The sequence below is a fragment of the Sagittula sp. S175 genome, from assembly GCF_049800975.1.
GTDB lineage: Bacteria > Pseudomonadota > Alphaproteobacteria > Rhodobacterales > Rhodobacteraceae > Sagittula.
In genome coordinates, this window is the sequence record NZ_JBNAGB010000029.1 from 1 (window position 1) to 26,199 (window position 26,199).

At 61.6% G+C, this 26,199-nt stretch carries 33 protein-coding genes; 19 read left to right on the forward strand and 14 right to left on the reverse strand.

The genetic code is table 11. The features are described from left to right. Both ACP16H_RS23370 and ACP16H_RS23375 read left to right on the forward strand, forming a co-directional pair. The coding region (locus ACP16H_RS23370; RefSeq protein ID WP_425074639.1) for an IS256 family transposase at positions 1 to 1,149 on the forward strand (1,149 nt) is incomplete at its 5' end. Between the two features lie 301 nt (positions 1,150 to 1,450). Next, the gene (locus ACP16H_RS23375; protein WP_071167357.1) at positions 1,451 to 2,113 is read left to right on the forward strand and encodes a L,D-transpeptidase; all 663 of its coding nucleotides are present in this window, start codon (positions 1,451 to 1,453) and stop codon (positions 2,111 to 2,113) included. Positions 2,114 to 2,160: 47 nt separating this feature from the next. Here ACP16H_RS23375 and ACP16H_RS23380 read toward each other — a convergent pair whose 3' ends face one another. Then, entirely contained in the window at positions 2,161 to 2,445 is a 285-nt protein-coding gene (locus ACP16H_RS23380) for a hypothetical protein (protein WP_010138178.1), read from the reverse strand. Positions 2,446 to 2,627: 182 nt separating this feature from the next. On the opposite strand from ACP16H_RS23380, the gene ACP16H_RS23385 reads away from it, so the two are divergent. Next, a complete protein-coding gene (locus ACP16H_RS23385) occupies positions 2,628 to 4,982 on the forward strand; it encodes a heavy metal translocating P-type ATPase (RefSeq protein ID WP_425074640.1) in 2,355 nt (784 codons plus the stop codon). A 63-nt stretch (positions 4,983 to 5,045) separates the two neighbouring features. Then, the gene (locus ACP16H_RS23390; protein WP_425074641.1) at positions 5,046 to 5,558 is read left to right on the forward strand and encodes a L,D-transpeptidase family protein; all 513 of its coding nucleotides are present in this window, start codon (positions 5,046 to 5,048) and stop codon (positions 5,556 to 5,558) included. Positions 5,559 to 5,567: 9 nt separating this feature from the next. On the opposite strand, the gene lnt is transcribed toward ACP16H_RS23390, so the two are convergent. Genes lnt through ACP16H_RS23440 form a run of 10 tightly spaced genes read right to left on the reverse strand, consistent with a single transcriptional unit; the run spans position 5,568 to position 12,990 of the window. After that, on the reverse strand, positions 5,568 to 7,145 hold the full coding sequence (gene lnt, locus ACP16H_RS23395; protein WP_076367378.1) for an apolipoprotein N-acyltransferase: 1,578 nt from the start codon (positions 7,143 to 7,145) through the stop codon (positions 5,568 to 5,570). Then, a complete protein-coding gene (gene lspA / locus ACP16H_RS23400) occupies positions 7,112 to 7,570 on the reverse strand; it encodes a signal peptidase II (protein ID WP_076367376.1) in 459 nt (152 codons plus the stop codon). The genes lnt and lspA overlap by 34 nt, the downstream gene beginning before the upstream one ends. 28 nt (positions 7,571 to 7,598) lie before the next feature. Continuing rightward, entirely contained in the window at positions 7,599 to 8,381 is a 783-nt protein-coding gene (locus ACP16H_RS23405; RefSeq protein WP_009573592.1) for a ZIP family metal transporter, read from the reverse strand. Positions 8,382 to 8,393: 12 nt separating this feature from the next. Further along, positions 8,394 to 8,849 (reverse strand): DUF411 domain-containing protein, encoded by a 456-nt coding sequence (locus ACP16H_RS23410; RefSeq protein WP_425074642.1) that lies wholly within the window; start codon positions 8,847 to 8,849, stop codon positions 8,394 to 8,396. A 3-nt stretch (positions 8,850 to 8,852) separates the two neighbouring features. Beyond that, positions 8,853 to 10,226 carry a M23 family metallopeptidase gene (locus ACP16H_RS23415; protein ID WP_076367372.1) on the reverse strand — a complete coding sequence of 458 codons (1,374 nt, stop codon included), beginning with the start codon at positions 10,224 to 10,226 and terminating at the stop codon, positions 8,853 to 8,855. After that, the gene (locus ACP16H_RS23420; protein WP_076367370.1) at positions 10,223 to 10,849 is read right to left on the reverse strand and encodes an SCO family protein; all 627 of its coding nucleotides are present in this window, start codon (positions 10,847 to 10,849) and stop codon (positions 10,223 to 10,225) included. The genes ACP16H_RS23415 and ACP16H_RS23420 overlap by 4 nt, the downstream gene beginning before the upstream one ends. After that, entirely contained in the window at positions 10,849 to 11,316 is a 468-nt protein-coding gene (locus tag ACP16H_RS23425; RefSeq protein ID WP_076367368.1) for a copper chaperone PCu(A)C, read from the reverse strand. The genes ACP16H_RS23420 and ACP16H_RS23425 overlap by 1 nt, the downstream gene beginning before the upstream one ends. Positions 11,317 to 11,339: 23 nt before the next feature. Further along, the gene (locus ACP16H_RS23430) at positions 11,340 to 11,999 is read right to left on the reverse strand and encodes a DsbA family protein (protein WP_018001721.1); all 660 of its coding nucleotides are present in this window, start codon (positions 11,997 to 11,999) and stop codon (positions 11,340 to 11,342) included. Then, complete coding sequence (locus tag ACP16H_RS23435) at positions 11,996 to 12,418, reverse strand: disulfide bond formation protein B (protein ID WP_043772523.1); 423 nt, start codon at positions 12,416 to 12,418, stop codon at positions 11,996 to 11,998. The genes ACP16H_RS23430 and ACP16H_RS23435 overlap by 4 nt, the downstream gene beginning before the upstream one ends. Positions 12,419 to 12,423: 5 nt before the next feature. Then, the gene (locus ACP16H_RS23440; RefSeq protein ID WP_095587676.1) at positions 12,424 to 12,990 is read right to left on the reverse strand and encodes an SCO family protein; all 567 of its coding nucleotides are present in this window, start codon (positions 12,988 to 12,990) and stop codon (positions 12,424 to 12,426) included. Positions 12,991 to 13,197: 207 nt separating this feature from the next. On the opposite strand from ACP16H_RS23440, the gene ACP16H_RS23445 reads away from it, so the two are divergent. The 5 genes from ACP16H_RS23445 to ACP16H_RS23465 all read left to right on the forward strand — a co-directional run bounded on the left by ACP16H_RS23445 (position 13,198) and on the right by ACP16H_RS23465 (position 16,448). Next, positions 13,198 to 13,626 (forward strand): MerR family transcriptional regulator, encoded by a 429-nt coding sequence (locus tag ACP16H_RS23445; RefSeq protein WP_013959865.1) that lies wholly within the window; start codon positions 13,198 to 13,200, stop codon positions 13,624 to 13,626. Between the two features lie 103 nt (positions 13,627 to 13,729). After that, a complete protein-coding gene (locus tag ACP16H_RS23450; RefSeq protein WP_043772518.1) occupies positions 13,730 to 14,308 on the forward strand; it encodes a cation transporter in 579 nt (192 codons plus the stop codon). A gap of 95 nt (positions 14,309 to 14,403) precedes the next feature. Beyond that, positions 14,404 to 15,159, forward strand: coding sequence for a transglutaminase-like domain-containing protein (locus tag ACP16H_RS23455; protein ID WP_425074651.1), 756 nt, complete (start codon positions 14,404 to 14,406; stop codon positions 15,157 to 15,159). Next, entirely contained in the window at positions 15,149 to 16,114 is a 966-nt protein-coding gene (locus tag ACP16H_RS23460) for a cation diffusion facilitator family transporter (protein WP_010138164.1), read from the forward strand. The genes ACP16H_RS23455 and ACP16H_RS23460 overlap by 11 nt, the downstream gene beginning before the upstream one ends. Further along, positions 16,086 to 16,448: an STAS/SEC14 domain-containing protein gene (locus ACP16H_RS23465; RefSeq protein WP_119400696.1), complete on the forward strand. Its 363-nt coding sequence runs from the start codon at positions 16,086 to 16,088 to the stop codon at positions 16,446 to 16,448. Before ACP16H_RS23460 ends, ACP16H_RS23465 begins: the two co-directional genes overlap by 29 nt. A gap of 264 nt (positions 16,449 to 16,712) precedes the next feature. Here ACP16H_RS23465 and ACP16H_RS23470 read toward each other — a convergent pair whose 3' ends face one another. Both ACP16H_RS23470 and ACP16H_RS23475 read right to left on the reverse strand, forming a co-directional pair. Next, positions 16,713 to 17,555: a hypothetical protein gene (locus ACP16H_RS23470; RefSeq protein WP_149884505.1), complete on the reverse strand. Its 843-nt coding sequence runs from the start codon at positions 17,553 to 17,555 to the stop codon at positions 16,713 to 16,715. Positions 17,556 to 17,791: 236 nt separating this feature from the next. Then, entirely contained in the window at positions 17,792 to 18,445 is a 654-nt protein-coding gene (locus ACP16H_RS23475; RefSeq protein WP_321186097.1) for a hypothetical protein, read from the reverse strand. A 473-nt stretch (positions 18,446 to 18,918) separates the two neighbouring features. On the opposite strand from ACP16H_RS23475, the gene ACP16H_RS23480 reads away from it, so the two are divergent. Continuing rightward, a complete protein-coding gene (locus ACP16H_RS23480) occupies positions 18,919 to 19,161 on the forward strand; it encodes a type II toxin-antitoxin system ParD family antitoxin (protein WP_149884506.1) in 243 nt (80 codons plus the stop codon). Between the two features lie 5 nt (positions 19,162 to 19,166). Next, positions 19,167 to 19,487 (forward strand): type II toxin-antitoxin system RelE/ParE family toxin, encoded by a 321-nt coding sequence (locus ACP16H_RS23485; RefSeq protein ID WP_149884507.1) that lies wholly within the window; start codon positions 19,167 to 19,169, stop codon positions 19,485 to 19,487. Positions 19,488 to 19,501: 14 nt separating this feature from the next. On the opposite strand, the gene ACP16H_RS23490 is transcribed toward ACP16H_RS23485, so the two are convergent. After that, positions 19,502 to 19,729 (reverse strand): hypothetical protein, encoded by a 228-nt coding sequence (locus tag ACP16H_RS23490; protein WP_149884511.1) that lies wholly within the window; start codon positions 19,727 to 19,729, stop codon positions 19,502 to 19,504. Positions 19,730 to 19,974: 245 nt separating this feature from the next. On the opposite strand from ACP16H_RS23490, the gene ACP16H_RS23495 reads away from it, so the two are divergent. The 8 genes from ACP16H_RS23495 to ACP16H_RS23530 all read left to right on the forward strand — a co-directional run bounded on the left by ACP16H_RS23495 (position 19,975) and on the right by ACP16H_RS23530 (position 26,181). Continuing rightward, positions 19,975 to 20,334: a hypothetical protein gene (locus ACP16H_RS23495; protein WP_132952059.1), complete on the forward strand. Its 360-nt coding sequence runs from the start codon at positions 19,975 to 19,977 to the stop codon at positions 20,332 to 20,334. Positions 20,335 to 20,443: 109 nt separating this feature from the next. Next, complete coding sequence (locus ACP16H_RS23500; protein ID WP_286174050.1) at positions 20,444 to 21,043, forward strand: lytic transglycosylase domain-containing protein; 600 nt, start codon at positions 20,444 to 20,446, stop codon at positions 21,041 to 21,043. Then, positions 21,040 to 21,330, forward strand: coding sequence for a TrbC/VirB2 family protein (locus ACP16H_RS23505; protein ID WP_054540759.1), 291 nt, complete (start codon positions 21,040 to 21,042; stop codon positions 21,328 to 21,330). The genes ACP16H_RS23500 and ACP16H_RS23505 overlap by 4 nt, the downstream gene beginning before the upstream one ends. 9 nt (positions 21,331 to 21,339) lie before the next feature. After that, the gene (locus ACP16H_RS23510; protein ID WP_071676063.1) at positions 21,340 to 21,618 is read left to right on the forward strand and encodes a type IV secretion system protein VirB3; all 279 of its coding nucleotides are present in this window, start codon (positions 21,340 to 21,342) and stop codon (positions 21,616 to 21,618) included. Beyond that, positions 21,608 to 24,004 carry a type IV secretion system protein B4 gene (locus ACP16H_RS23515; RefSeq protein WP_207013826.1) on the forward strand — a complete coding sequence of 799 codons (2,397 nt, stop codon included), beginning with the start codon at positions 21,608 to 21,610 and terminating at the stop codon, positions 24,002 to 24,004. Before ACP16H_RS23510 ends, ACP16H_RS23515 begins: the two co-directional genes overlap by 11 nt. Next, entirely contained in the window at positions 24,001 to 24,216 is a 216-nt protein-coding gene (locus ACP16H_RS23520; RefSeq protein WP_149884464.1) for a hypothetical protein, read from the forward strand. Before ACP16H_RS23515 ends, ACP16H_RS23520 begins: the two co-directional genes overlap by 4 nt. A 4-nt stretch (positions 24,217 to 24,220) precedes the next feature. Next, complete coding sequence (locus ACP16H_RS23525; RefSeq protein ID WP_425074643.1) at positions 24,221 to 25,387, forward strand: lytic transglycosylase domain-containing protein; 1,167 nt, start codon at positions 24,221 to 24,223, stop codon at positions 25,385 to 25,387. After that, positions 25,384 to 26,181, forward strand: a complete 798-nt coding sequence (locus ACP16H_RS23530; RefSeq protein WP_425074644.1) for a type IV secretion system protein — start codon at positions 25,384 to 25,386, stop codon at positions 26,179 to 26,181. The genes ACP16H_RS23525 and ACP16H_RS23530 overlap by 4 nt, the downstream gene beginning before the upstream one ends. Positions 26,182 to 26,199 lie beyond the last annotated feature (18 nt).

Below are 26,199 nucleotides of genomic sequence, written 5' to 3' on the forward strand. Positions count from 1 at the left end.
GCGGTTGAGGCCGAGCTGGCAACGCTCCTCGCCGCGTTCGCTGAGGAAAGGCTCGATGACGGCCGGGCCAGGCTGGTGCGGCACGGACATTTGCCGGAGCGCGAAATCCTGACCGGGATCGGTCCGGTCGCCGTGAAGGTGCCGCGGGTGCGGGATCGCAAGCCGGGAACGGAGAGGATCTCCTTCACGCCCAGCATCCTGCCGCGCTACCTGCGCAAGGCCAAATCGGTCGAGGAACTGCTGCCCTGGCTCTACCTCAAGGGGGTCTCCACCGGCGATTTCGGCGAGGCGCTGGCCGCCCTTCTGGGGCCGGACGCCAAGGGCCTGTCGGCCAAGACCGTCACCCGCCTGAAAGCCAACTGGTGGTCCGAATACGAGGCTTGGGAGAAGCGCGACCTCGGAACCCGGCGGTTCCTCTACATCTGGGCCGACGGTGTCTACTTCAAGCCGCGCATGGCCGAGGAAAAGCAATGCGTTCTGGTCATCGTCGGGGCGGATGAATACGGCCGGAAGGAACTGCTGGCCATGACCGACGGCTTCCGCGAGAGCACCCAGAGCTGGCGCGAGGTGCTGCTCGATCTCAAGCGGCGCGGCCTCACGCAGGATCCCAAGCTCGCGATCGGCGACGGTGCCCTCGGCTTCTGGACGGCCCTGCGCGAAGTCTTCCCCACGACGCAGGAGCAGCGGTGCTGGCTGCACAAGACCATGAACGTGCTGAACGCGCTGCCGAAATCGGCGCAGGCCAGGGCCAAAGGACACCTGCACGACATCTGGCAGGCCGGGACAAAGGCCGAAGCCAACGTCGCCTTCAACTTCTTCGTCGAAACCTACGGTGTGAAATGGGACAAGGCGGTGGCCAAGCTGGTCAAGGACCGGGACGCGCTGCTGACCCTCTACGACTATCCGGCCGAGCACTGGAAACATATCCGGACGTCAAATCCGATCGAGAGCACCTTCGCCACCGTCCGGCACCGCACCCGGCGAACCAAGGGCTGCCTGAGCCGAAAGACCGGGCTCGCCATGGCCTTCCGGCTGATGATGTCGGCGCAGAAGAAATGGCGGAGGCTCGACGGCCGGAACCGCCTGCCAGAGGTCATCAGCGGGGTTGAGTTCCGCGACGGCGTCCGCCACATTCAAGCTGCCGCCTGATCAAGCGTCACCAACTTTCGAGCATATCTCTAGTATCTTTCGACCAAAACCGATCCACCGGGGGACCAATTCGGCAAATCTGTCCTACTCCGCCCCCTGACTCCCGCTTTACCACGCTAATTCGGACCTGACCTAGTTGGCCGTTAACCCGCCCGCAAGGCAAGCATGTGCTACCAGGGTCGCGTGCAAGCGTTCACGAAAATTTACCCTTGAACCTCTAGCCACTAGAAGTCCTATCTAGTCGACGAGAATTTATATCGTTCTTGCCATTGATCGCCGGTGGGAACCGAAAGGGTACGACATGCTGACAAGACGACACTTTATTCAAACGACAACAGCGCTCTTTTCGGCGACTGTGGCCAACCCTGTGTTTGCCGATAGCTGGCCCACCGAGGCGCAGAAGGCTGAATGGGACGCGCAAGTCAGCCCGCCCGGCTTCGATCCGGCCACGTCAAACCCTTGGGGACTACACCCACGTTTCTTGCCTCAGCGTGTGGACGCGAAAAACGGCCTCGTGCCGGGAGACATCCATGTCGATGCGGTCGCGCGGTATCTCTACCACATTGAGGAGGGTGGAACCGCGATGCGCTACGGCGTGGCGATCGCGCGGGGCAACCTCTACGAGCCGGGTGTTTATAACATCAAGCGCAAGGTCAGGTGGCCGCACTGGACGCCAACACAAAACATGATCGAACGCGATCCCGTGAACGCACAATGGGCCGATGGGATGGAACCAGGGCCGGAAAACGCTCTCGGGTCACGGGCGCTCTATCTCTATGTCGGTGATCGCGACACCTATCTTCGGATACACGGCACACCCTATCCGAGAAGCATCGGCGGTCGTGCGAGTTCGGGTTGCGTGCGGATGGTTATGGCACACATCAACGAGCTTTATCCGAACGTCGAGATCGGATCGACAGCACATCTTTATTCGGCTGAGGACAGCGTTACCGCGAGAAGTTGAATGAGGTAATTAACTCTCAGCGCATTGATGTGACGTGCGGGTCGTCGTCACACTTCCCGCGCGACGCAGATAGGGTTGCCGTTCGCCGTGCGCAGCGGCAGCAAGGTCGTTTCAACGGGGCCGCTGTGTTCGTACCAGTAGCACCCGTCCTCGGGCACCAAGCGCGCGGTTGCAACATCCTGATCCGGGGCAGCCATTGCAATCACGGCTTCGGGAACGTTGCCCCGCCGGTCTGCCGAGTCGCCCGGTCCAGTCGGCTGGATTGCGCACCCGGCCGTAAGAGACAGCGCCACTGCAACAATTATTTTTTGCTTCAGCATCAAAACCCGCATCAAGCTTCCTTTCGTGTCTGTTTTTCTTTGCATCGGCTTTTCATGCCTCAAGGCGTGATGGAGCCGATCGCCGCATCCTCTAGCAATAAAACAAACTGAAATACCACCGTATTTTGCTCTTGAAGCTCTAGCTACTGTAGGGGTTATGCCATGGTAAAGCACCCGAATCCAGAGGTCCATTCATGCCGTCCGACACCCATCGTCACGACCACGATCACGCCGAAGATGCCCAGACAAGCGGCGGCAGCTGCTGCGGGGGCGCCGGAACGTGCGGCGACATCGTTCCGACGACGCCCGCGCCATCGGGCGGGCGCAGTTTTCAGGTGTCCGGCCTCGATTGCGCCGAGGAGGTAGCAATCCTGAACAAGGTGGTCGGCCCGAAGATCGGCGGGGCCGAGCATCTCGCGTTCGACGTGATCAATGGGCGGATGACTATTCTCGACAGCGCCAAGAGTTTATCGGACGGCGAAATTGCAGAACTGGTCGCAAGCACCGGCATGACCGCCAAGCCTTGGGATGCCGAGAACGCGTCGGTCGACCAGGCGGCCCATCTTGCAAGACAGCGGCTGTTTACGGCGCTCAGTGGAGGCTTCTGGGCCGCAGGATTTCTGTGGCACATCATCGAGACCGGCATGGGCGGGGCGCTCGGCCTCTTCGCGGGTCACGGCGAAGCGCCGATGCCACTGGTCGAGGCAGGGCTGTTCGCGGTTGCGATCCTGTTCGGTGTCTGGCTCGTGGCACCCAAGGCATGGTCGTCCGCTCGGCGGCTGTCGCCCGACATGAACCTGCTCATGGTGGTCGCCGTGGCCGGTGCCATCGGGCTTGGCGAATTTTTCGAGGCGGCGACAGTCGCGTTCTTCTTTTCGCTCTCGCTCTACCTCGAAAGCTGGAGCGTCGGGCGTGCGAGGAATGCGGTTTCAGCTCTGCTCGACCTCGCGCCGCCGACGGCAAGAGTTCTTCATGATGACGGCTCGGAAGCGGACGTTCCGGCTTCTGCGGTTGCTATCAACGCACGTTTCATCGTGCGCGGCGGAGACCGCATCCCATTGGATGGTGAGGTTGTCGATGGGGCAGGGGCCGTCGATCAGGCGCCGATCACCGGAGAGAGTGCGCTGGTCCCAAAGGAACGGGGCGACGAAGTCTATGCCGGTACGATCAACGGCGAAGGCACACTGACGGTGCGCGCCACGAAGGCCGCCTCGGACACCGTGTTGGCCAAGATTATCCGCATGGTCGGCGACGCCCATGCCCGCCGCGCGCCGGTGGAGCAGTGGGTGGCGAAATTCGCCCGCATCTATACGCCTATCGTCATGGCTCTCGCCATTGCAATTGCCCTGCTGCCGCCGCTCATTTTCGGGGGGGCCTGGGGTTATTGGTTCTACAATGCGCTCGTGCTGCTGGTGATCGCTTGCCCATGCGCTCTGGTCATCTCGACACCGGTCTCCATCGTCGCTGCACTCACCGCCTCAGCGCGGGCCGGGGTGCTGATCAAGGGCGGTGCATATGTTGAGGCACCCGGCAAGACCACTGCACTGGCCATGGACAAGACCGGCACGATCACCATGGGCGAGCCCGAGGTGGCGGCGGTGCATCCGCTGGGCAAAGCATCGGCGCAAGATCTGATGACCCTCGCCGCTGGGCTGGAGGCACGTTCCTCGCATCCCTTGGCGCGCGCCATTCTTGCGCGGGCAGAAGCCGACGGCATCAAGGTATCCGCCGCGGAAGATACCCGAACCGTTCCGGGCAGGGGACTTGAAGGACGCACAGACGGCCGGTCGATCTGGCTGGGGTCGGACCGGTTTGCCGAGGAGAAGGGTTTCGGCGACGCCATTCCGAAGGATTTGCGCGACCGCATCGAAGGGGCTGGCAGCACCCTTGTTGCCGTGGGCGACGACACCGGTGTCACCGGCATCTTGGAATTGCGCGACCGTATCCGCCCGGATGCCAAAGGCATCGTGGCGCAGCTTCACGCGCAGGGTGTGAAGACCATCGTCATGCTGACCGGTGATAACGAGCGGACAGCGCGCGCTGTTGCAGCCGAGGTCGGCATCGACGAGGTCCGTGCCGAGCTTCTGCCCGAAGACAAGGTGACTGCCATCGAAGAACTGGTCGAAACGCATGACATGGTGGCCATGATCGGCGACGGGGTCAACGACGCCCCGGCCATGGCGCGCGCGCATTACGCCATCGCAATGGGTGCCGTTGGTTCGGACGCGGCAATCGAGACGGCGGATATAGCCCTGATGACCGACGATCTCGGCAAGGTGCCTTGGCTGATCGGTCATTCGCGCCGGACAATGTCGATCATTCATCAGAACATCGGTATTTCCTTGGCGACCAAGGGCGTTTTCGTTGTCGCTACCGCGTTCGGACTGGCATCGATGTGGGGCGCGATTGCAGCCGACGTAGGAGTGTCATTGCTGGTGGTGGCCAATGCCCTGCGCCTGCTGAACAGCCAAGAGGCCAAGGCGCCGCCGTCCGGCGGTGAGCAGGTTGGCCCACAGATGGCAAAGGCCGCGCTTGCCCACGGACATTGATCACGCAGCATTTGCAAGGTAACGTAATGTCCATAACAGACCTCACGAAAGAGGCATCGAGCAGTGAAAACCATCCAATTTCCCCGCCGCGCCGTCCTGTTGGGCGGGCTGGTAGCGTTTCTGTCCGGGTGTGCCAGCAAGTTCCGCAGCTATGACGGACCCGAAGTCACCCGTGTTCGGCTTTACAAGGGACAGCGCTTGCTTGTTCTCGACGGAGCCGATCGCGTCTTGCAAACCTATCCGGTCGGGCTGGGTTTCGCTCCTGAGGGTCACAAACAATTCGAGGGGGATGGCCGGACTCCGGAAGGAGTTTACACAATCGACAGGCGAAACCCCAACAGCACCTACCATCTTTCGATTGGCATCTCTTATCCGAACGAGGCCGACATCGCCTTTGCCGAAGCGCAGGGCCTTTCCCCCGGCGGCGACATCTTCATCCATGGTGGCCCACGCCCCGGCATCGACCCGACAAATGTCCGCGACTGGACAGCTGGCTGCATCGCGGTCACGGATCGGGAGATCGAGGACATCTATGCAATGGTGAAGGACGGGACACCTATCCACATCTTTGCATGACGGTCTTTCTCATGCGGCGGTAGTGAGCCGTCGCATTGGCGCCATTGCCCAGCTCCACGAAGCCAAGATGAGCGCCAACAGCATCCAGTCCCCGAAGCTCGCGTAGAGTGTCGGCGGTCGCGCGGAGGGCAGGCTAGCGTCGATGATGCCCGTTTCGCCGGTATCGAGCCGCGCAACGATCTCTCCGCTCGCGTCGATGACCGCAGAGATGCCCGTATTCGCGGCTCGGATGACTGGAAGGCCTTCCTCTACGGCGCGCATACGTGCGGAAGCCAGATGCTGCTCGGGTCCGATGCTGGTGCCAAACCAGGCATCGTTTGTCGCGTTGAAAATCCAGTCCGGCCGGAACAGGTCGTCGACCACATGCCCTGGGAAGATGATCTCATAGCAGATCGCCACGGCGACCAGCGGCACACCCGGAAGCGCAAGCGTTCTCGGGCCCGGTCCGGGCGTAAAATCGCCCAGACCCGCCGTGAGCCGCTCGATGGGCAACCAGCCGCGGAATGGCACATATTCGCCGAAGGGCACGAGATGGTGTTTCGCGTATCCGGTCAGGATCTCGCCGGTCTCGTCAAATGCCTGGACCGTGTTGAAATATCGGGTGCCATCCTCGCTCGGTACACGGTCCGGCACACCGGTAAGCAGCACTCTGCCGTCTGGTAGCGCTGCGGCAATGCGGGCCCGTGCCTCCGTATCCTCATCGAGGAAACCCGGAAAGGCGGTTTCCGGCCAGAGAAGAACGTCGAAATCGCCGGGCTGGGTTGAAAGCTCAAGATAACGCGCGAAGGTTGCCTCGCGGTTCTCGGGCGCCCATTTCTCCTCTTGGGGAACGTTGCCCTGGACGATGCGCAGCTCCACACCGGGTGGCTGTTCTGTATCCGACTGGAGGCGAAGTGTGCCGACGGCCCACATCGTCGCGATGCCGGCCAGCGCCATGAGCGAGATGGTCAGTCGTTGCCGCCCGGACGCCATGACAGCCGCGACGGGAAGTGCCGCGACGAACACGGTGAGAAAGCTTAGCCCATAGCTTCCGACCCACGCGGCGGGCTGGCGCAAAGCGGCGTAATCGACCAGAGCGTAGCTGGCGAGGATCCACGGAAAACCTGTCAGAACGTGACCACGCAACCACTCGGCCACGGTCCAGAAGGTCGCGAACAGGAGGCAGGCCAGGAGATTGCCCAGGGCTCCGCGCCGCGCGATTTCGGCGAAGAGCACAGCGGCAATGGCCGGGAAAATCGCGAGACCTGCGGACAATCCCGCGACGGCCGGGATCGCCATCGCCCCAAACCGCTCGGCCTCGACGTAGAAACTCTCCGCGATCCATGAAATCCCGAAACCGAACTGGCCGAGTCCGAACGCCCAGCCGACGAGAAAAGCACGCCCGAAGGAGAGACCGCGAAGACCGACAAACAACGCGGAATAGACAACGGGAACGAGCAGGAGAATCGAGAAAGGCGGGAAAGTCAGAACGGTCAGCGCCCCGGCGACGAAACCAAGCGTCACCCGCGAAAGCAAACGGTGGCGCAGAGCGATGCGGTTCAGAATTTCCGGCTTCACGACTTGATCGAACGCCGCGCGCTGATCCATGGCGCGGCGAGCAAGAGCCCCACGCCACTGACGACAAATACATCGGCCAAGTTGAAGGCAGGCCAATGTGTTGTGCCAATGTAGAAATCGAGAAAGTCTGTTACAGCCCGATACCGCACACGATCGATGACATTGCCCAGGGCTCCGCCAATGATCGCGCCATAGGCAAGCGTTTCCACCGCATTGTCGGCGCGAAACAGCATAACCCCCAGCCAAACACAGATGGCAAGAGCGAGAGCGATGAGGCTCCACCACGGCGCGCCGCCCAACATCCCGAAAGTCACGCCGTCATTACGATAAAAGACGAGGTTGAATCCCGGAAACACGGGAATCCCGGCGCTTAAAGTGACGGCATTCGCAACGACAATGGCTTTGGTGATCTGATCGATCGCGAACGCAGCAAGTGCTGCGAAGACGCCGATCATCGGAGATACCTTGTTTAGTGACATTGCCTCATCCCAACCAGACATCAAGGAACAGCATTAGAACGAGCCCGACTGCGAGACCGAGCGTCGCCCTGTTCTGATGGCCGCTGCGATGGGTTTCGGGGATGATTTCGTGGCTGATAACGTAGAGCATTGCGCCCGCGGCAAAGGCCAGACCCCATGGAAGCAGCGGTTCCGACAGTGTGATGATCCCGGCCCCGAGCAGGCCGCCAATCGGCTCGACCATGCCCGTCAGCGCCGCGATGCCCCAGGCGCGCAGCTTCGGATATCCCTCGCCCAGCAGAGATACAGCGACGGCCAATCCTTCGGGCGCATTCTGAAGCCCGATTCCGACAGCAAGAGGCAGACCGCCCTCCATACCTCCGGATCCGAAGCCGACCCCAACCGCAAGGCCTTCGGGGAAGTTGTGGATCGTGATTGCGATGATGAACAGCCAGACCCGCCGCAAAGACGCCGCTTCGGGCCCTTCGCGTCCTGTCTTGAAGTGCTCGTGCGGCAGCTTTTCGTTCATCAGGGCGACAGCCCCCATTCCCAGAAGGATCGAGACGCACACGATGGCCGCAGGCATCGCGCCGTTCTCGAACATTGGCTCTGCCGCATTCAATGCCGGGATGATCAGCGAAAAGAACGAGGCTGACAGCATGACACCGGCGGCGAAGCCGAGCGACAGATCGCGCGTGGCCCGGGACGGGATGCGCCCAAACAGCACGGGAACTGCTCCGACTGCCGTGAGCGAACCGGCGGCGAGACTTCCGAGAAAGCCAAGCATTATCGGAGACAGATTTTCCATGGGCGGGCCAGATTATCCTTCGGCGTAGCTCGAAAAGACTTCCGTCGACCCGTCCTTGCGGATGAGGAAGACATCATAGGCCTCGCGGTCGTCTTCTGGCCCCATGCCGGGCGAACCATAGGGCATCGCCGGAACGGCGAGGCCGACGGCGTCCGGGCGCTCATCGAGAAGGCGGCGGATGTCACCGGCCGGGACATGGCCTTCGATCACGTAGCCATCAATGAGCGCGGTGTGGCAGGAGACCATGCGCTGCGGCACGCCGTTGTCGAGCTTGAAGCGAACCAGCGACCCACCGAACATGTTCTCGCCCGTCGGCGCAAACCCGTTTTCTTCGAGATGGTTCATCCAAGACAGGCAACAGCCGCAACCGTTCGTCTTGCGGACCTCGATCGCCGTTGCCTCTGCGAGAACCTGGGCCGCTGGTAACAGGGCGAGGGTGATTGCCAGAGCTTGGGTCATGCGTTTCATGGGTCAGAGCCTTTCGGTTGTCGTTTCGGCAATCTCGCTGCCGAGGTTTTCATTCAGAAGCGCGCGCGCCTCGGCCAGACGCGAGAGCGCGGCGGTATCATCCGCTTCGCTCTCGGCTGCTTCGGCGAGCCGGTCGTCAGTGAGGGGGTCAGTCGGGCGCCCATCCACGAGGACTTCGTAGTGCAGGTTCGGACCTGTCGCCGTGCCAGTCGCGCCGACGCGGCCGATCACATCTCCCGCCGCAACGCGTTGGCCTTGTGCCAGGTCTTCCGGCACGGCGCTCAGATGCGCGTAGCGCGTCATGGTGTCGGAGCCGTGCGAGATTTCGACCACACGGCCATAGCCACCGCGCCAGCCAATGAAACTAACCCGCCCCGGTGCCGTCGATTGAACCGGTGTCCCACGTGCCGCTGCGAAATCGACGCCGGTGTGCATCCGGACGTTGCCAAAGACCGGATGCGTGCGGCGTCCGAACACCGAGCTGAGGCGCGCACCCTCGACCGGCTGTGCGAAGACGCGCAGCACCTCGCCATCGACGTAGATCGTCGCCTGACCGCTGCCGTCGTCCGGCCATACGATCTCGTAAAGCGAACCGCCGATCTCCAGTGCGGCGAAGGCGAGTTCGGGCTGTCCGATCCTGTCCTCTCCGACCCGCGCCTCACGCCAGAGAAGCCTTAGTGTTTCGCCACCGGCCATCTCGCGGCGGAAATCCACGGTCCCACCCAGCATCTGCGCAAGGTCCACGGAAAAACGGGCGGGTATGCCGGCTTCGTCGAGTGCCGCGAAGATCGAGCTGTCGATCACGGCTTCGCCGGCAAGGGTTACGATCTCCGGATCCGGAGCCACGACCTGTGTGGACAACTGCTCGCCGAAAACCACCTCGATCCGAACCCCGTCCTCGACGGCGAGTGAGACGGTGCGGGGGCTGCCGTCCATGGTCGAAGCAACAGTGACCGAGTGCCCCGGCCGCAGCCGTCGCAGATCGTATTCCGCGCCAAGCGCGAGGGCAACTTCGGCTCTGTCAGGTGCCGCAAGACCAGCTTCAGACAGCAAGAAATCGAGCGTTTCGCCAGGTGCAATGTTGCGCGACCATGTCGACAGGGGTGGCTCGATCGCCTGCACGGGCCTGTCGGCAAACGCGACCTGCAGAAGGGGCAGGGGGCCGAGGTCGGGTGCATCTTCTGCCCATGCCGTCGCGGGCAGCGTCACGAGGATGTCAACGTTTTGGGGAGCTTCAGGACCTTGGGGCATCCATTTACCTGCCGAGGCAAGTTCCGGCGGCACGGGTTCTTTCGACATGAAATCAGAGAGGGCGATAGCCGCTCCCAAAACCATCCCCGCAATTGCGACACAAGCCGCCATAGTTCTGAGCCTCATGTCGCCCCCTCCGTTTCTTCTTCCAGCGCGCGGCGAATTTTCGGCACCGCGAATTCTCTGGGTTCGTGATAGTCGATCATGGTGACGAACCGCCCAGAGGCTGCGAACAGGAAGACGCTCGCGCTGTGGTTCATCGTGTAATCGCCGCTCTCCGTCGGCACCCTTTCGTAGGTGGCGCGGAAGCCGTCCGCGACGCGCGCTATCTGCTCTTCCGGTCCCGTCCAGCCGCGGATCGCCGGATGGAAGTAGCCGACATATTCGGCCATCGTTTCGACAGTGTCGCGCTCGGGATCGACCGTGATGAAAACCACGTTCATCTCGTCGGCCTCGTCTCCCAGATCATCGAGCCATCCCGAAATGTCCGAGAGCGTGGTCGGGCAGACATCGGGACAGTAGGTGAAGCCGAAGAACGCCATCGTCGGGCGGCCGATCAGGGTTTCTGGCCCGACCGCGTTGCCCTCATGATCCGTCAGACGGAAATCCATCTCGGTCAGGGCCACAGGCCGCTGCCCGACAGGTTCCGGTCCACCGGGTCCATCGACCTGCCACCAACCGACGAAGAGCATCAGGGCGACCGCCCCGACACCAGCCGCGCCGTACCCCAGGATCGCCCGTCGCCGCATCAGTCCTCTGGCCCCCGCGCGGCGATTCCAAGGATCGGCACCTCGACCGTCACTTCGCCTCCGTCGTCGAAAAGCAGGGTCAGCGGAAAAGTGTCCCCTTCCGTCATTGGTTCTTGCAGCCGCATCAGCATTGCGTGCAGGCCCCCCGGTTCGAGCGCGATGCTCTCGCCCGGGGCGATCACGATCTCCCCCGCCGGGCTCATGGAGCTCACACCTTCGGCATTGGTCTTCGTCTCGTGGATTTCGGGCATCATCGCGAGCGGTGTTGTAAGGCCGATCAGCGTCACCGGCTCGTCGCCAGTGTTGCGGATCGTCATGTAAGCGGCCCCGGGACGGTTCATCCCGATGGAGGCGCGGGACCACGCGTTCTCGACGACAACATCCTCGGGTCCGGCCAGCGCGGGCACCGAGAGCCCTCCAAGGGTCAAAAGCGCGGCCAGTGTGCCAGTCAAAATATACTTTTTCATCGTTCTGATCCTGCCCTTTCCATTCAGCTTTGCGCGGCAGCGACTTCGGCGGCCACCAGACGACGCAACTCTGCCTCCCCGAATGGATCGAGCGGCTTGCCGTTCACAAAGAATGTGGGCGTCTGGCGAATTCCCACGGCCTCGACGTCAGCACGATCCTGGTTAAGGATCGCCACGACACCGGGTGCCAGCATTTGCGTGCGCGCGGCTTCGGCATCGAGTCCGGCCGTGGCGGCGATCTGAAGGATCAGGCCAGGCGCCGGGGCACCGTGCGACGCCCATCTCGGCTGTTCCCGCAGAACGGCCTCGAGCACCGGCACGTAAACGTCCTGCATGCGCGCCGCCTCGAGCACGCGGATGGCTTCCTCGGATGCCGCGCCGTGGAAGGGCGTGTAGCGGATCACGACGCGGACAGCTTCCCCATGCTCGGCCATGATGTCCTTCACGATGGGATGAAAGGCGCGACAGGCCTCGCAGGCCGGATCGAAGAATTCGACGATCGTGACGGGCGCATCCGCAGGCCCGAGGATGGGCGAGTAGGGGCGGATCATCGCCTCCGCAAGTTCCGGAGCAACGGGCTCCGCTTCGGCCACTGGGCCGGGGCGGATTGCAAACCAGGTGGCTCCGCCGAAACCGGCGGCGCCGAGGGCAAGAACGGACAGGATCAGGCCGCGTCGATTCATGTTCGTGTGTCCTTCAATGAAAGGGCCGACAGCGCCCCGATCAGCGCGAAGGCGGCGAGCGCCATCAGCGGGATAGGGATGCCGACGACCAGTTGGTTGTCATCGGTGCAAGAGGGGCCGGTGGCCGTGCAGGGCTGGACGCGTTCGGGAACAAGACCGACGTACAGCCCCATGTGCCAGAGGGCGATTGCGCCGCCGCCAAGCGCCAATGCGATGCCGTAGCGCCCCACGCGGCCGTCCCGCCACCAAAGGCCGAGCCCGAGGACAATGGCCAAGGGGAACATGAAGGCGCGCTGGAACCAGCACAGCACACAGGGCGTCTGCCCCAGCACCTCGCCGATGAAAAGCACGGCAAGCGAGGCGACGAGCGCGATGATCCACGCCAGCCCGAGGGCTGTTTCTCCGGACATACGGTTCATGTCGGTCAGATCCTCTCTTCCAGATCGGCGAGGATCTCTTCGGCGGAGGTGCCGTAGGGCCACGAGTCGGCGAAGCCCGCGTCGGGATCGAAGAGGAACAGATGCGACGTGTGGCCCATCGTGTAACCATCCGGCGCCGCAGCCTCTTCGACGCGTTCGAAGAAGATCGGAAAGGTCTCGGATGTGGCGGCGATCTGTTCCGGCGTGCCGGTCAGCCCGATGAAGCCCGCATCGAACAGCGGGACGTATTCGGCGAGTGCTGCGGGCGTGTCTCGTTCAGGGTCGATTGTTATGAAAATCGGCTGGACCTTGGCGGCATCGTCGCCCAGACCGTCCATCACCGCCGCGACCTCGGATAGGGTCGTCGGGCAGACGTCGGGGCAGTTGGTAAAGCCGAAAAAAACCAGCATCCAGCGCCCCGCAAAGTCCTCCTCGGTTCGAACCATACCCTGGTGGTCCGTCAGTTCGAACTCAGCGAAAAAAGGCGGTTCGGCGTCGGTTCGGGCGCTATCGGCACGATAATCGGACCATAGCAAAAGCCATATGAAGGCAAGCGCTGCCACGCCTGCCAAAACCCAAAGAAACTTCTGTGCCGATGTAAGGGACAATCCTGTTCGCCTGATTTTGATTCTTATTGCCTGTGCGGATACATCCTCTAGCTGCTAGAGGTTCAAGCACGAAATCATGGTATAGCTTGAACTCACGCGTCTGTGAATCCGACACTTGTTTATTCCGACGGCAAAACCTACACAAACTGTATCTTTTTCATGGAGGCGAAAATGCTCACGATCGGTACTCTGTCAAAGAAGACTGGCACAAAAGTGCAGACCATCCGGTACTACGAACAGATCGGACTCATGCCCGAACCTGGCAGGACCGAAGGCGGACAGAGGCGCTACGACAATGCACAGCTTGATCGACTGTCCTTCATCCGCCACTCGCGGCAACTCGGCTTCTCGCTCGATGCGATCCGCGAGCTGCTCGACCTCAGCGACCATCCCAATCGGCCCTGTGATGAAGCTGATGCCATCGCGCGTCGCCAGCTCAAACAGGTGGAGCAGCGCATGGCCCGCCTGAAGGCGCTGCGCACGGAACTGAAACGCATGGTTCACGAATGCAGCGGCGGGCGGACGGGAGATTGCAAGGTGCTTGAGGTGTTGCGGGACCATTCGGAATGCCTGACCGAGCACGAGGAAATCGGGGCCTGAAGGAATTCAGCCAACATTCCGGCTGGAACGCAGATCAGCCGCAGAAGTTAATGTGTCGTACAACACAAGCTGGAACCACAAAATGGCCGCTAGACAAGATTCAATGGAGAGACGGACGCTTTGGATCGTTCTGGCGCTCAATATCGGTTTGGCCGTGGCCTTTTTCGCAACAGGCGCCTTCGGCGACTCAAGTGCCCTGATCGCCAACGGGCTCGATAACCTCTCCGACAGCTTCGTCTACGCGATCAGCCTTTTCGCTTTGTCCCGATCCGCCAAATGGAAACGCGGGGCGGCGAACGTTTCCGGCGGGCTGCTGATCCTGTTCGCTGCAGGCATCCTCTACGATGCGTGGCGCCGCTACATCGGTGGGTCAGATCCGCTCGGGACGATCATGATTGCAATGGCCCTGATCGCGGCGGCTATCAACGCAGTCTGCGTTTGGCTGCTCGCTAAGCTCAAAAATCCGGACGTCAACATCCGCGCGGCCAACACCTTCAGTTACAACGATTTCGCCGCGAACCTCGGTATCGTCGTGGCCGGTGGCCTCGTCGCCTGGCTAGGAACCAACTGGCCGGACCTCGTCGTCGGCGTGATTGTCGCCGGGATCGCGGCCTGGGGCGGTATCGATATTCTACGCGACGCACATGGCGAACACCACAAAGCGGTTCACACGGGCAAATAGTTGCGGGAGATTCTTTCTGAAGAAAGGGTTGAAGCTATAGTGACTATAGCAATTAGGTTTGTTCCAAGACGATTCGAGGAGCGACTCCGTTGCAGATGACCGACCCCCTACTTGCACCCACCAAACTACTGGATTTTGACGCCGCGCCTCTTGCGCATCTAATTGAGACCCGCGGCTGGCGCGGCTTATCCGAATACGATCGGATCGGAGCTGCCTATGATTTCGTTCGGAATGAAATCGCGTTCGGATACAATCGAGCCGACGACATCCCCGCATCCGAAGTGCTTTCCGACGGCTACGGGCAGTGCAATACCAAAGGCACGCTCTTGATGGCGCTGCTGCGTGGTGTCGGCATTCGTTGCCGGTTGCATGGGTTTACTATCCATAAAGGCTTGCAGCGCGGTGTTGTCCCTGAGCTGGTGTATCCGCTTGCTCCGCAGGAAATTCTCCACTCATGGGTCGAGATCGAATTTCAAGGTGCCTGGATCAACCTTGAAGGCTTCATCCTGGATGACGCTTTCCTCAAAGTCCTGCAAACGTCTTTCTCGGACACGGACAGTCTCTGCGGTTATGGCGCGGGCACGGATTGCCTTGGCGCGCCTCCCGTCGCCTGGAACGGAGAAGATACCTACATTCAGAAAACCGGCATCGTGCAGGATTTCGGCGTGTTTGATACGCCGGACGCCTTCTATTTTTCCCATGAGCAATCCTTTGGATGGCTGCGTGGTGCCCTTTACCGTCATATCATACGCCACTGGATGAATGCGCGCGTTCGTGGTTTCCGCAGCGACCGCCTCAAGACTGACCGACGCGCGACACACGCGCATGAGGAGCCTGGCAATGCCACATGACCACGGGCACGCGCATATCGATCCGGATTCTGGCGATCGGCGGGTTGCCATCGCGATCTGGGCGAACGGGCTTCTTACCGTTGCGCAAATCGTCGGGGGCATATTGTCGGGCAGCCTGGCACTGATCGCCGATGCGCTGCACAACTTTTCCGATATGGCCTCGCTTGTCATTGCCTTTGCCGCACGCAAGATCGCGCGCCGCCCGGCCGATGAGCGCATGACCTTCGGCTATGGCCGGGTCGAAATCGTCGCGGCCCTGATCAACTACACCACCCTCATCGTGATCGGCTTCTATCTGATCTACGAAGGTGGCATGCGCATGATTGATCCACCCGAAGTCATGGGGTGGACCGTCGTCATTCTCGGTGGAATCGCGCTTGTGGTCGACACGCTGACCGCAATGCTGACCTATTCGATGCAGAAGGGGAGCGTGAACATCCGTGCGCTTTTTCTCCACAACCTTTCGGATGCGCTTGCTTCGGTCGCGGTTATCGTCGCTGGGTCGCTGATCATCCTTTACGACATGCGTTGGGTCGATCCTGCCATCACCATCGGCATCGCGACCTACATCCTGTATCTGTCTTTCACTGAAATAGGCGGCCCAATCCGAACCCTGATGCTCGGGAGCCCGCCGGACATCGACAACGAGGCCGTCGTCGAAGCGATGCGGAAAGTCGAAGGCGTCGCCGACGTCCACCACGTCCATCTCTGGCAAATGCAAGAGCACGAGGCTGCGCTCGACTGTCATGTCGTCGTGGCAGCCGAGGGATGGTCGAAGATCGAAGAGATCAAGAGCGCGATCAAGGAGCGGCTGAAGGAAGAATTCGGCATCAGCCATTCCAGCCTCGAATTCGAGCACGAGGATCGCGCTCATCAGAACGCCGATCTCTACGGTCACGGCAACGCAAGTGAAAAGGAGAAGACCAATGTTCAAGGAAACGCTGACCGAGCGTGATGATGTCATCGGGCTCGTCTGCGAAGGCAAGTTGACGGAGACAGAATTCAAGCAAATGCACGCGCTGCTTCATGAGCGTCTTGGAACAACCGATAATCCGGGTCTGGTTCTCGACCTTACAAGTTTCGAGGGCTACGAAGAGCCTTCGGCGATGCTAGAAGATCTGAAGGTCGACACCGCCCACGCGAACGATTTCGGTCGCATAGCGGTTGTCGGAGAACGCAGATGGATGGAATGGGGCGCACGGGTGGTCAACCTATTGACGGGCTCCGAGATGCAGTGGTTCGAATCCAGCGATACCGAGTCCGCAATTGCGTGGGCGCGTGACGGGTAGCCAGCGATTCTGCAAGAAAAGGACTCTGGCCTGGAAATTGACATCACATCAGATGCTTCACGATTAATGGAGGAACGGAACGATCTAAATGTAGTCAGCAACATTTGTCTGCTCGGATGAAACAATCCGATGCAGTTTGATGTCGACTTTAGGCTGCATAATAAGTCCCTACGCGCTGAATTCTTCGAAATTTAACATAAACTTCACTATCGGATCTTGACGCCTGTAGCGGGGTTTCCCGCCTCCAACGCCTGCCAAGCGAACCTACCTGGAAATTTCCCCTGCCAACACCGCTCGTCCGTGCACCGCCAACGTTGCTGAAAACCTCTGACACCCAAACTTATGGATCACATCGAGTACACGCGCTTCGTAGGCAGCGTGTCCGATCAAGCGACACAAGTCGGACGCGTGGAACTGGCGGTTCGCAGTTGGTGCGGCTTGCATCTGTCTCAGCAATTCGCGCTCTTTGGGGTCCGTTATTGGTCTCGCGGGCGGCTTGACCGCGGGACGAGTTGGAGTTCCCGACGAATTTCGCCATCGGCGCATGAAGCCAAGCAGGAAGCCGGCTGGCACCTTTCCGTTGCCTCGGGACCGGTTGAAGGCGAGGAAGCGATCCCAGATGATCTGGGTGTCGATGTTCCAGCAGGGCAACGTGGCCTTCGCTGCTTTGATTAGCTCTGCCCAACTGGTCTGGAAAACGTTCGAACTCGCGGTGATTTCGATCAGCCCTGAGAAGATAGTTTTGTTATTATTATCTCTAGATAGTGATGTGTCGCCTTCACCTGACACGAGATCATGGGTTTCACTCTCCTCGTCGAAGGCTGAAAACCGAAAGATCCAGGGCGCGAATTTGCCGTTAGGCTTCGCCCGCTCGAGCTGCAACTCCGACGTCTCAAGTTCGCTCAAAAGAACCGAAAGATATTGTCGTGAGACACCCATCTTCTCCGCCAGGGCAGAGAGGGTGAAGGCTGCCGTTCCGCGCGACAAACCGTTGTAGCCATCCTTCCAGGCGATGGCATCAAGGATGAGGGTGGCCAGCTTGTGCGCTGCAATAGAGAGATTTGTCTGCGTGATCCGTCGCAGGATCAGGCCGGTCGTAGGTTCCATGGTCGAGGTCTCCTTGGAGATCCGACGCCATGTCGTGAGACAACAACATTCTCGCCAGCAAAACAACTTTGCTGGTTGCGGGTGTTTTGGCGGTGCGCTAGGAAACTCTTGTTCACGGAGTTTTCTAGCACGGCGTCAGGCTTCACGGTCTGGCGTCGTCTCCTTTTCAGGGGTTTTGCACAGCCTCCCGTGCGGGGTTGAGATGGCGCGCGCGGCAAAACCGCGCGCAGATATTGTCAGTAGCGAACTTCTTCAGAACCATAGTTCCCGGCGTGATCACGCCAGTCGACGAAGACGGAACGGTAAAAGTAGCTGCCACATCCATTTGGGATGCTCAGGCCTGATGCGGCTGGCACCTGGCCCACGGTGGATCTTGTCCATCGGTAGTCGCCCTGCACGCCGTAGGACCCCAATCGCGTCGAGTCGCTGCGATTGCAGTCGCCATCTCGGTTTTCGTGCTGGCGGTACTGGATGTGATACACGCGAATGCTCCGAACGAAGTCAAAGGCGTCGCCCGAGATGTCGATGTCGGCTTGTTCGTCCGCTTGGACGCGAACAAGGGGTATCGGAGTCGATTCCTGCGGTTCGGGCGGATCGCGGAACGTGATGTCATAAAGGCGTCCCATGGGCGACATGGGGCTGGGATCGTTGAACGACACACCCATCGGACACCGCCAGATTTGTAAGGGTGGCTCGATCGGCCATGGTGTGATCCGCCGAATGAAGACCGCTCTAGCATGTGCGCAGGGCGCGGAGGCAGGCCAGCCGCCCGCAAGGCAGAGGAGGATTGCACAGTCCACCTGATAGGCCTGAGCCGGACCTGACGAGGCCATTAGTCCGGATATGCTTAGTGCCGTGGCTGTTGCCACGCTGTGGATCACGAGCTTCATGATGCCGACTCCATCTATAATGGTGCAGCGATACGAAACAACGTTAATGATAGCAAGGGAATTTGATTGATAGTGACCTGCGATTGTTCGCTTGTGTCGCGTGCCGGCTTCCAAGATCTGACGCCGGTTTGGGCTCTTGTGGCGTCTTGAATGCGGCCAAAATTGCGGCCCCCTTTCACGTCATTTACCGAACAAACACTTGTTACCAAATGTAAATGTAGCGTTCCAATGCGGCCACGAAAGCGGTCACGGAAGAACAGAGCGCATGAGCCCGTCAAACGGCGTGTCGCAGCGCTCATGGTCCCGGGAAGGGCAGTGTCGGAAAACTGTAGGGCCCGGCGCTCCGGCTGGAATCCGGGGCAGAAGGACGGGAGGGGGCTGCGAGCCTATTTTGGGGACTAAGTTGGGATCGAACATGAGCTTGAATAGTTATGTCAGTATCTGATACGATTGAGCATAATGAGGAGAGTCTGATGCCAAACGTCCACCTGACCGAACCGATGCAGAAATATGTGCAGGCGCAGATCGAGTCTGGCGCCTACGCCAATCTGAGCGAAGTCGTGCGCGCCGGCGTAAGGATGCTGATGGAGAAGGATGGCGCAAGGCAGTTCTACGCCCTCAAAGCCGATCTCGAGATGGCAGCCACCCTGGCCGAAAATGGGGACTTCGCCGACTTCGATGCCCAAGCCTTCGAACCGGATGCGTTTGATCGCTGACCCGCATGACGATTCGGCTTTCCGGACAGGCCAAGTCCGACCTCGAAGAGATACGCACCTACACCGTCGAGACATGGGGCAGGGACCAATGGCTCGTCTATTACCGCCAGTTGGTCACCGCCTTCGAGCGGATCACCGGGGATCCCGACGCGGGCCGGGACAGGAGTCTCTTTGTCCCGGGGATGCGGTCCGTCAATTGCCAGCGACACGTGATCTTCTACAAGCGGCTCCATGCGGCGGATGGCGCGGCAGTCATCCTGCGCATCGTGCATCAGCGCCGCAACATGCCCGCGCTCGTCTACTACGAGGATCTCGACGGCGGTTAAGCCCATGCGTTTGCTCAGTCCAATAGCTCGACCAGTCTTCCATAGTCTTCACTGACCTCGCGCGCCTCCTGAAACGCGCGGGCGCGCTCGGCATCAAGACAGCGGAAATACTCCTGAATGTCGGCGATGTAGCCCTCGAAATCAGAACGCAGCAGATCGGCATAGGCACGAATGTCTTCTCGCGACTGAGGCAAGAACGGTCGTTCGGGAGGTACGCAATCCGCAGCCGCGGCTACCGGCATGCTTCCAAGCAGGAGCGCGAACAGCAACGGTGCGTTGCGCGCAATAAACAACCGCAGGGCAAAACTCCTTTGCCGCCTTTAAGATTATCATTCTGTCGGCTATCACCGTTATCGGAGCAAGGCGAACTTCGTCAACACGTTATTATTGTCTTGCTATCGTTCATGTTGTCTTGTATCGCCCGCGGTGTTGCGACCCCGTGGGCCCGAGACTGCACCCAGGCAGAAGAAGGACCCAAGGGAAGGCCATGATAGAAGAAGCACCGAATGTGGTTACAGAAGACGGGCTGCGCGGCCTCTTGGCCCAAGGCTATCTCATCGAGGTGGTCTGCAAGGAAGGCGCCGAGAAGCGCCACAACAGCTGGTACGGCACCTGGGTCATCCGGGCGGTTGCCCCGGATGGAGGGGACGACAAGATGCTCGTCACCAGCCGCAGCGTCCTCAAGCTGCGCGATTTCAAGACCATCGTCGGCCTTGTCAGCTTCCTTGCCGACATGGGCTGCACGACCGCCAGCATCCCGCTTGTCGAGGGTGCCCGCGAGCGCCACGCAGCACCCGGACGCACGTCCGAGCCGCGGACCGGACCGGTTCTGGTCAAGGACAACTGACCGCGCGTTTGCGCTCGTCGTTGCATTGGGTACAGGTGTTTGTTCAGCACCCCCGGCCCTTGCCGACGGTTTCATCTTCCAGTTCAGCCCTGATGGCCGACTGATCGACATGGCCGAGACCACGAGCAGCCTGCGCTCGTTCACCGGCGACGACGATGCCCGGAATGGGCCCCTTCCAGATCGCCTCTTTCTTTTTGCAGCGCCGCAGTCCCGCGGGGGTGATGATCCCCTGAGCGATGTGACGGCTGCAGCAGCGGTCGCCCCGCGCGCCGTCCGCGCCTCCCCCGAAATCCTCCATGCGATCGAGACCACGGCTCTGCGGTATGCCGGGCATGGTGCGCTGCGTCGCGCAGGGCTTTCAGTCACTGATTGGGCGCTCCTTTACCGGGCCAATATCGAAGTCGAGAGCGCATACAATCCCGCAGCACGTAGCCCTGTCGGTGCCATAGGCCTTGGCCAGCTTATGCCGGACACCGCCCGCGACCTCGGCGTCGACCCACATGACATTGCGCAGAACCTCGACGGATCAGCCCGCTACCTGCTGATGATGCTCGACCAGTTCGGCGAGGGCTCTCTGGCCCTTGCGGCCTACAACGCTGGTCCGGAGGCGGTCACACGCCACGGCGGCATCCCCCCTTTTCGAGAAACCCAAGGGCATGTGGCCCGTGTGACTGCCGTGCTTGAGCGGCTCAGAGGAGATCTTTCATGACATCGAGACCTTCGATCGTCGCGCTCGGCGCGATGGCCCTTATCGTGCTGGCGGGTCCAGCGCTTGCACAGAGCATCGACCTCTCGCCGGTACAGACCCTGCTTCAAGGAATTGTCGATGCGATCACCGGTCCCTTGGGGATCGTGATTGGCACGCTCGCACTGATCGGGGTGTTCCTTTCCTGGCTCTTTGGCATCCTCGACTTTCGTCAGGCGCTCTGGGTCGTGGTTGCAATCGCCGGCATCGCCGCAGCACCCACCATCGTCGCCGCCATCTGGACCACCTGAGCTCTATCCATGGCTGACCAGTCCCGCGTGTTCATCGGTCTTCTCAGGCCACCCAAGCTGATGGGCTTACCGATCATGTACGCCATGGTCTGGCTCTTCGGCTCGACCCTTCTGTTCCTCTGGGTGCAGAGCTGGGTGGTGGCTGTGTTCGCGGGGCTGGCGTGGCCGGCGCTTTGGAAAGCCGCAGACTGGGATCCGAACTTTCTCGATGTCCTGGTGATCACCTTGCAGGAAACCCCGCCGACGGCAAACCGCAAGCTGCACGGGGGCGACAGCTATGCCCCGTGATGGAGGTGCCGATGAGGCGATGGACGCGCTCGATCCGCTGACCGCGCTGCCTGCATGGGTCAAGGGCGAGAAGCGGCTCTCAATGATGCTGCCTTACGTCAGCCTTGTCACCGACCGGACGATCCGGACCCGCGGCAACGAGCTGATGCAATGCATCCGGCTCGAGGGGGTAAACAGCACCACGAGCGAGGACGGGCATCTCGACCGGATCGGAGGGTTGCTGGCTGGCATCGTGGCGCAGGTAGGGACCGAGTTCTCCTTCTACCTGCACAAGGTGTCGAAAGCGGTCGATGTGACCCTGCCGCCCATCCCGGGTGAGGGGTTCGCGGCCGCCGTGGACCAACGCTGGCATGCGCATCTGGGTCGGGCAGGCCTGCGCGACAAGACGCTGACCCTGACCGTGCTGAAACGTCCCGAGACCGGCAGCCGTTTGCCCTTCGGCTTGGGCGCGTCTCGTGCCCTGCATGCAGCGGACACGACCCGACGCTTGCGCAAGCTCGACGAGGTCGTTGGGTTTCTGCTGTCGTCTTTCGATGAGCTGAAGCCGCGCCTGCTTGCCGCCAGCAGCGGCGAGCTTCTGGGCTTTCTCGGATCTCTGAACACCGGCGAGGAGCATCCGCTCTTCCCGCGATCGCGCCTCGGGGTGATCGCCGAGGATGTCGCCAATACTCGCGTCACCTTCCGAGGCACGACCATCGCACTTTCCGATGGCGCGGTCGGCGACAAGCTCGGCGCGATCTTCGCGGTGAAGAACTACCCCGCCAAGACCGACAGCCTGATCCTCGACGAGCTGAACCTGCCCGTCGATATGGTAGTCACCCATTCCTTTGTGCCGATCAACGCCAACATCATGGCAGGCCGGATCAAGCGGCAGCTTCGCCTGATGCAGGCCGCCAATGACGGGGCTGTCAGCCTGGCGCAGGAACTGGAACTGGCCCAGGACGATCTGGAATCCAAACGCCTGATCTTCGGCGAGCATCACATGACAGTGGCGGTCTATGCGCGATCTCAGGCCGCCCTCGACGACATCGCAGCCGAAATCCGCAACATCTCCGCCACCTCCGGCATCAACCTGATCTCGGAAGCCTTCGGGGCACGGGCGCATTTCATGGCACAGCATCCCGGCAATACCGGGGCGCGCAGCCGCAAGGCCGCGATCACGAACCACAACTTCGCCGATCTCGCCACCTTCCACCGCACCCCGCTCGGCAAGACGGCCGCGCAAGTGCCCTGGGGCGTGCCGATCACGCTTTTCCCGACGCCAGAGCGCAGCGGGTTTCGCTTCAACTTCCATGAACAGGGCGCGCCGGATCGCGAACCCACGGGAGGCCACACGCTGATCCTCGGCCGCCCCGGCTCGGGCAAATCCGTGCTGGCGGCTTTCCTGATGACCATGGCCCGGCGCGCAGGCGCACGGCTTTTCGTTTTCGACTACCGCGCCGGCATGGAAATGGCCGTCCGCGCGCTTGGGGGTAGCTATTCGACCGTGCGGGCCGGACGTCCCACGGGCCTGAACCCGCTGCAGACGGAAATCGACGCCCGCGGTCAGGCATGGCTGGCCGACTGGCTCGCAAGTCTCCTCGAGCGCCGCGACCGACCACTGACCCCAGTGCAGACCAACCGCCTGCAGGAGGTCGTGCGCCAGAACGCGAGTGCCGGGAATGCGGGGCTCAGGAACTGGTCGGACTTTGCCTCGCTCCTCGTCTCGACCGATGATGAGGGCGATCTGTTTGAGCGGATGCAGGAATGGACGGCTGAGGGCCGCTACGGCTGGATCTTTGGGGCGAACACAGACGACACATTCCAAATCGGGGGCAGCACCGACGCTGACGTCGCGGGCTTTGATCTGACCGGCATCCTCGATTCCGAGAGCGAGCGGGAACGCATGGCGGTCCTGTCCTACCTTTTCCGCCGGGTCGAGCGCGTGATCGAGGACCGCAAGCCCACGATCATCGTGATCGACGAGGCCTGGAAGGCGCTGGACAACGCGTATTTCGCGGAGCGGCTCTCGAACTGGCTGGTGACCGCGCGCAAGCAGAACGCCGTCGTCGTGATGATGACGCAATATGCCAGCCAGCTCGAACGCACCCGGACCGGCAAGACCATCGTGGAAGCGGTGCCGACCCAGGTGCTTCTGCCCAACATCCGCGCCTCGGCCGCTGACTACGCGATGCTTGGCCTCAGCGAGAAAGAACTCGACGTGCTTTTGGGCGTCGGCTCCGCCTCGCGGCTGGCGCTCGTGCGCGATGACCGGGGTTCGGTCGTGATCGACGCCGATCTCAGCGCCCTCGGCCCGCTCGTGACCATCCTTGGCGGCATGGAGAAGGGCGAGGCCCTCGTTGGCCCGGACTACCGTGACCGTCCCGATTTCTGGAGAGTGACATGACCCGTACCATCATCCGCAGCGTCGTGCTGCTTGGCCTTGGCCTGAGCCTGACGGCCTGCGCGCAGCATAACCCTGCGCAGGCCAACTGCTTCAACTTCCGCGAGGCGCCCGCACAAGGCGCAACCGCCACGACCACGATCTCGACGATGGGGGCCGCCGTCACGCGCCGCGACACGGCTTGCGATTTCGTCCTCTTGGGGGCGGGCGGCTGAGCAAATGCGGACCTGGCTTCCTCTCTCGATGGTCAGCCTTGCGCTGGCAGGTCCCAGCGTCGGGCCAGCGGTTGCCCAGGGCGTGCCGACTTTTGATCTACGCCTTTTCGCAGAGCGGCAGGCAATCCTCGAGCAGACCGATCGCGACCTGGCGCTGCAGCAGGACCGGCTGACACGCGAGGAGGAGCTGGCCGAGATCGAACGCCAGCAACTCGCCTCGCTAGAGGGGCTGATGGATGCCATGTCCCTCGGCTCCGGCGATGTCGCAGGCACTGTGGCTGGGCTGGAAGCGGGGCAGGGGGCGGTTGACGACGTCGAAAGCGCGGCCGCCAGTCTTTATGCACCCGAGGACACCAATCCAGCGGCGGCGCGGATGTTCGGCGATGCCCGGGAGGGGATCGAGGAGCTGATCATCCGCGCAGCACGCGACACCCATAGTCTGTCCGGGGTCGGCCGTGCGGGCCTTTCGCTCGTGCAATGGCGCTGCCTTTTGCAGGCGCTGATCTGGCAGGAAAGTCGCTTCCAGATTGGGGCACGCTCACCCGTGGGGGCCTTCGGACTTACCCAGATCATGCCCGGTACCGCGGGCGATCTTGGGATCTACCCGGCCTATTACGACGATCCCTATCTGCAGGTCACCGGCGGTGCGCGATACCTCGCACAAATGCTGAACATGTTCGATGGCAACATCATCCATGCGCTCGCCGCCTATAACGCGGGCCCCGGCAATGTGCAGGATTATGGCGGTGTGCCGCCCTTCGCGGAAACCCAGCACTATGTCGTGGTGATCCCGCAGCAGTACAACAGCTACCTCGCTGCCGTAGGCGGCATCGATGCGCTCGGCACCATCGACCCTGTGCTCCTCGCCAACGCGAGTTTCAGCCTCTCGGCCCACGGCGCAGGGGTCTATGGCGACTATTCGCTGGTCTCGGTCCGTGCCGCCGCCCTGCGGGTTCAGGACATCATCACCCGCATTGGTGAGACCGAGGATCTCCACGAGGCCATCGCGCTCAACACCTATGCCCGGGCCGAACTGGCCCGGCTGGTCGCAATCCGGACCCGGATCAAGGCCGCTCACACCCAACCGCTGAGCGAGGAGCAACTCGCCATGGCCGCGGCCCAAGCCGCCGAGCGACAATATATGGATTTCACCCAGGAGAATTTACGATGATCCGGCGCTTGTCCCGTTCCCTTACCACCACCGCCGCGACGCTCGCGCTGGCCACCGTCCTTGCGGGGCCTGTCACCGCACAGGGCGTGCCCACGGTCGATACCCAGAACATCGCCCAGGAAATCCGCCAGCTTCAGCAGATGCTGCAGGATTTCGGGATCCAGACCGATCTTCTGGACAATGCCCTCGAACAGCTTGAGACCCTGCAAGGCCAGCTCGATCAGCTGAACGAAATGTATGCCTCGCTCACCGGGCCGCGCAGCATTCTCGGTCTCGCCATGGGCGGCGATCTCGACAACCTACTGCAAGCCAATTTCGAAGACATCCCCGGTCTGATCCGCGGCATCCAGGCGGGCGACTGGTCGAGCCTGATCGGCCCCAATGCGGGTCCTCTGCGGACGCAAATGGAACAGGCGCTGGCCAGTGCGGGCTTCGATGAGGATTCACTCCGCGAGATCGCCACCAGCGGCAATCCAGGCGCGGAAGGTGTTGCGACCCGCGCCACGACCGGCGCCGTGATGTCGGCCGCAGCCCAGAACAGCCACGCCGAGGCGGCCCAATCGCTGGAGCGCGTCGAACAGCTCGTCGCGATGATCCCCGACATGGAGGACCTGAAGGCGTCGATGGACCACAACACCCGCGTCACGGCGGAACTCGCCATCGCCATGACGCGGATGTGGGAACTCGAAGCGATCCAAACCCTCGGCGCAGGCAACGCGGGTGTAGTGGATGCCGCCACCGTCGCCGAAGAGCGCCGTTACATGGACTTCACCCTGCCGAGCCTCGCGCCATGAGCAAGGCACCGGATCTGA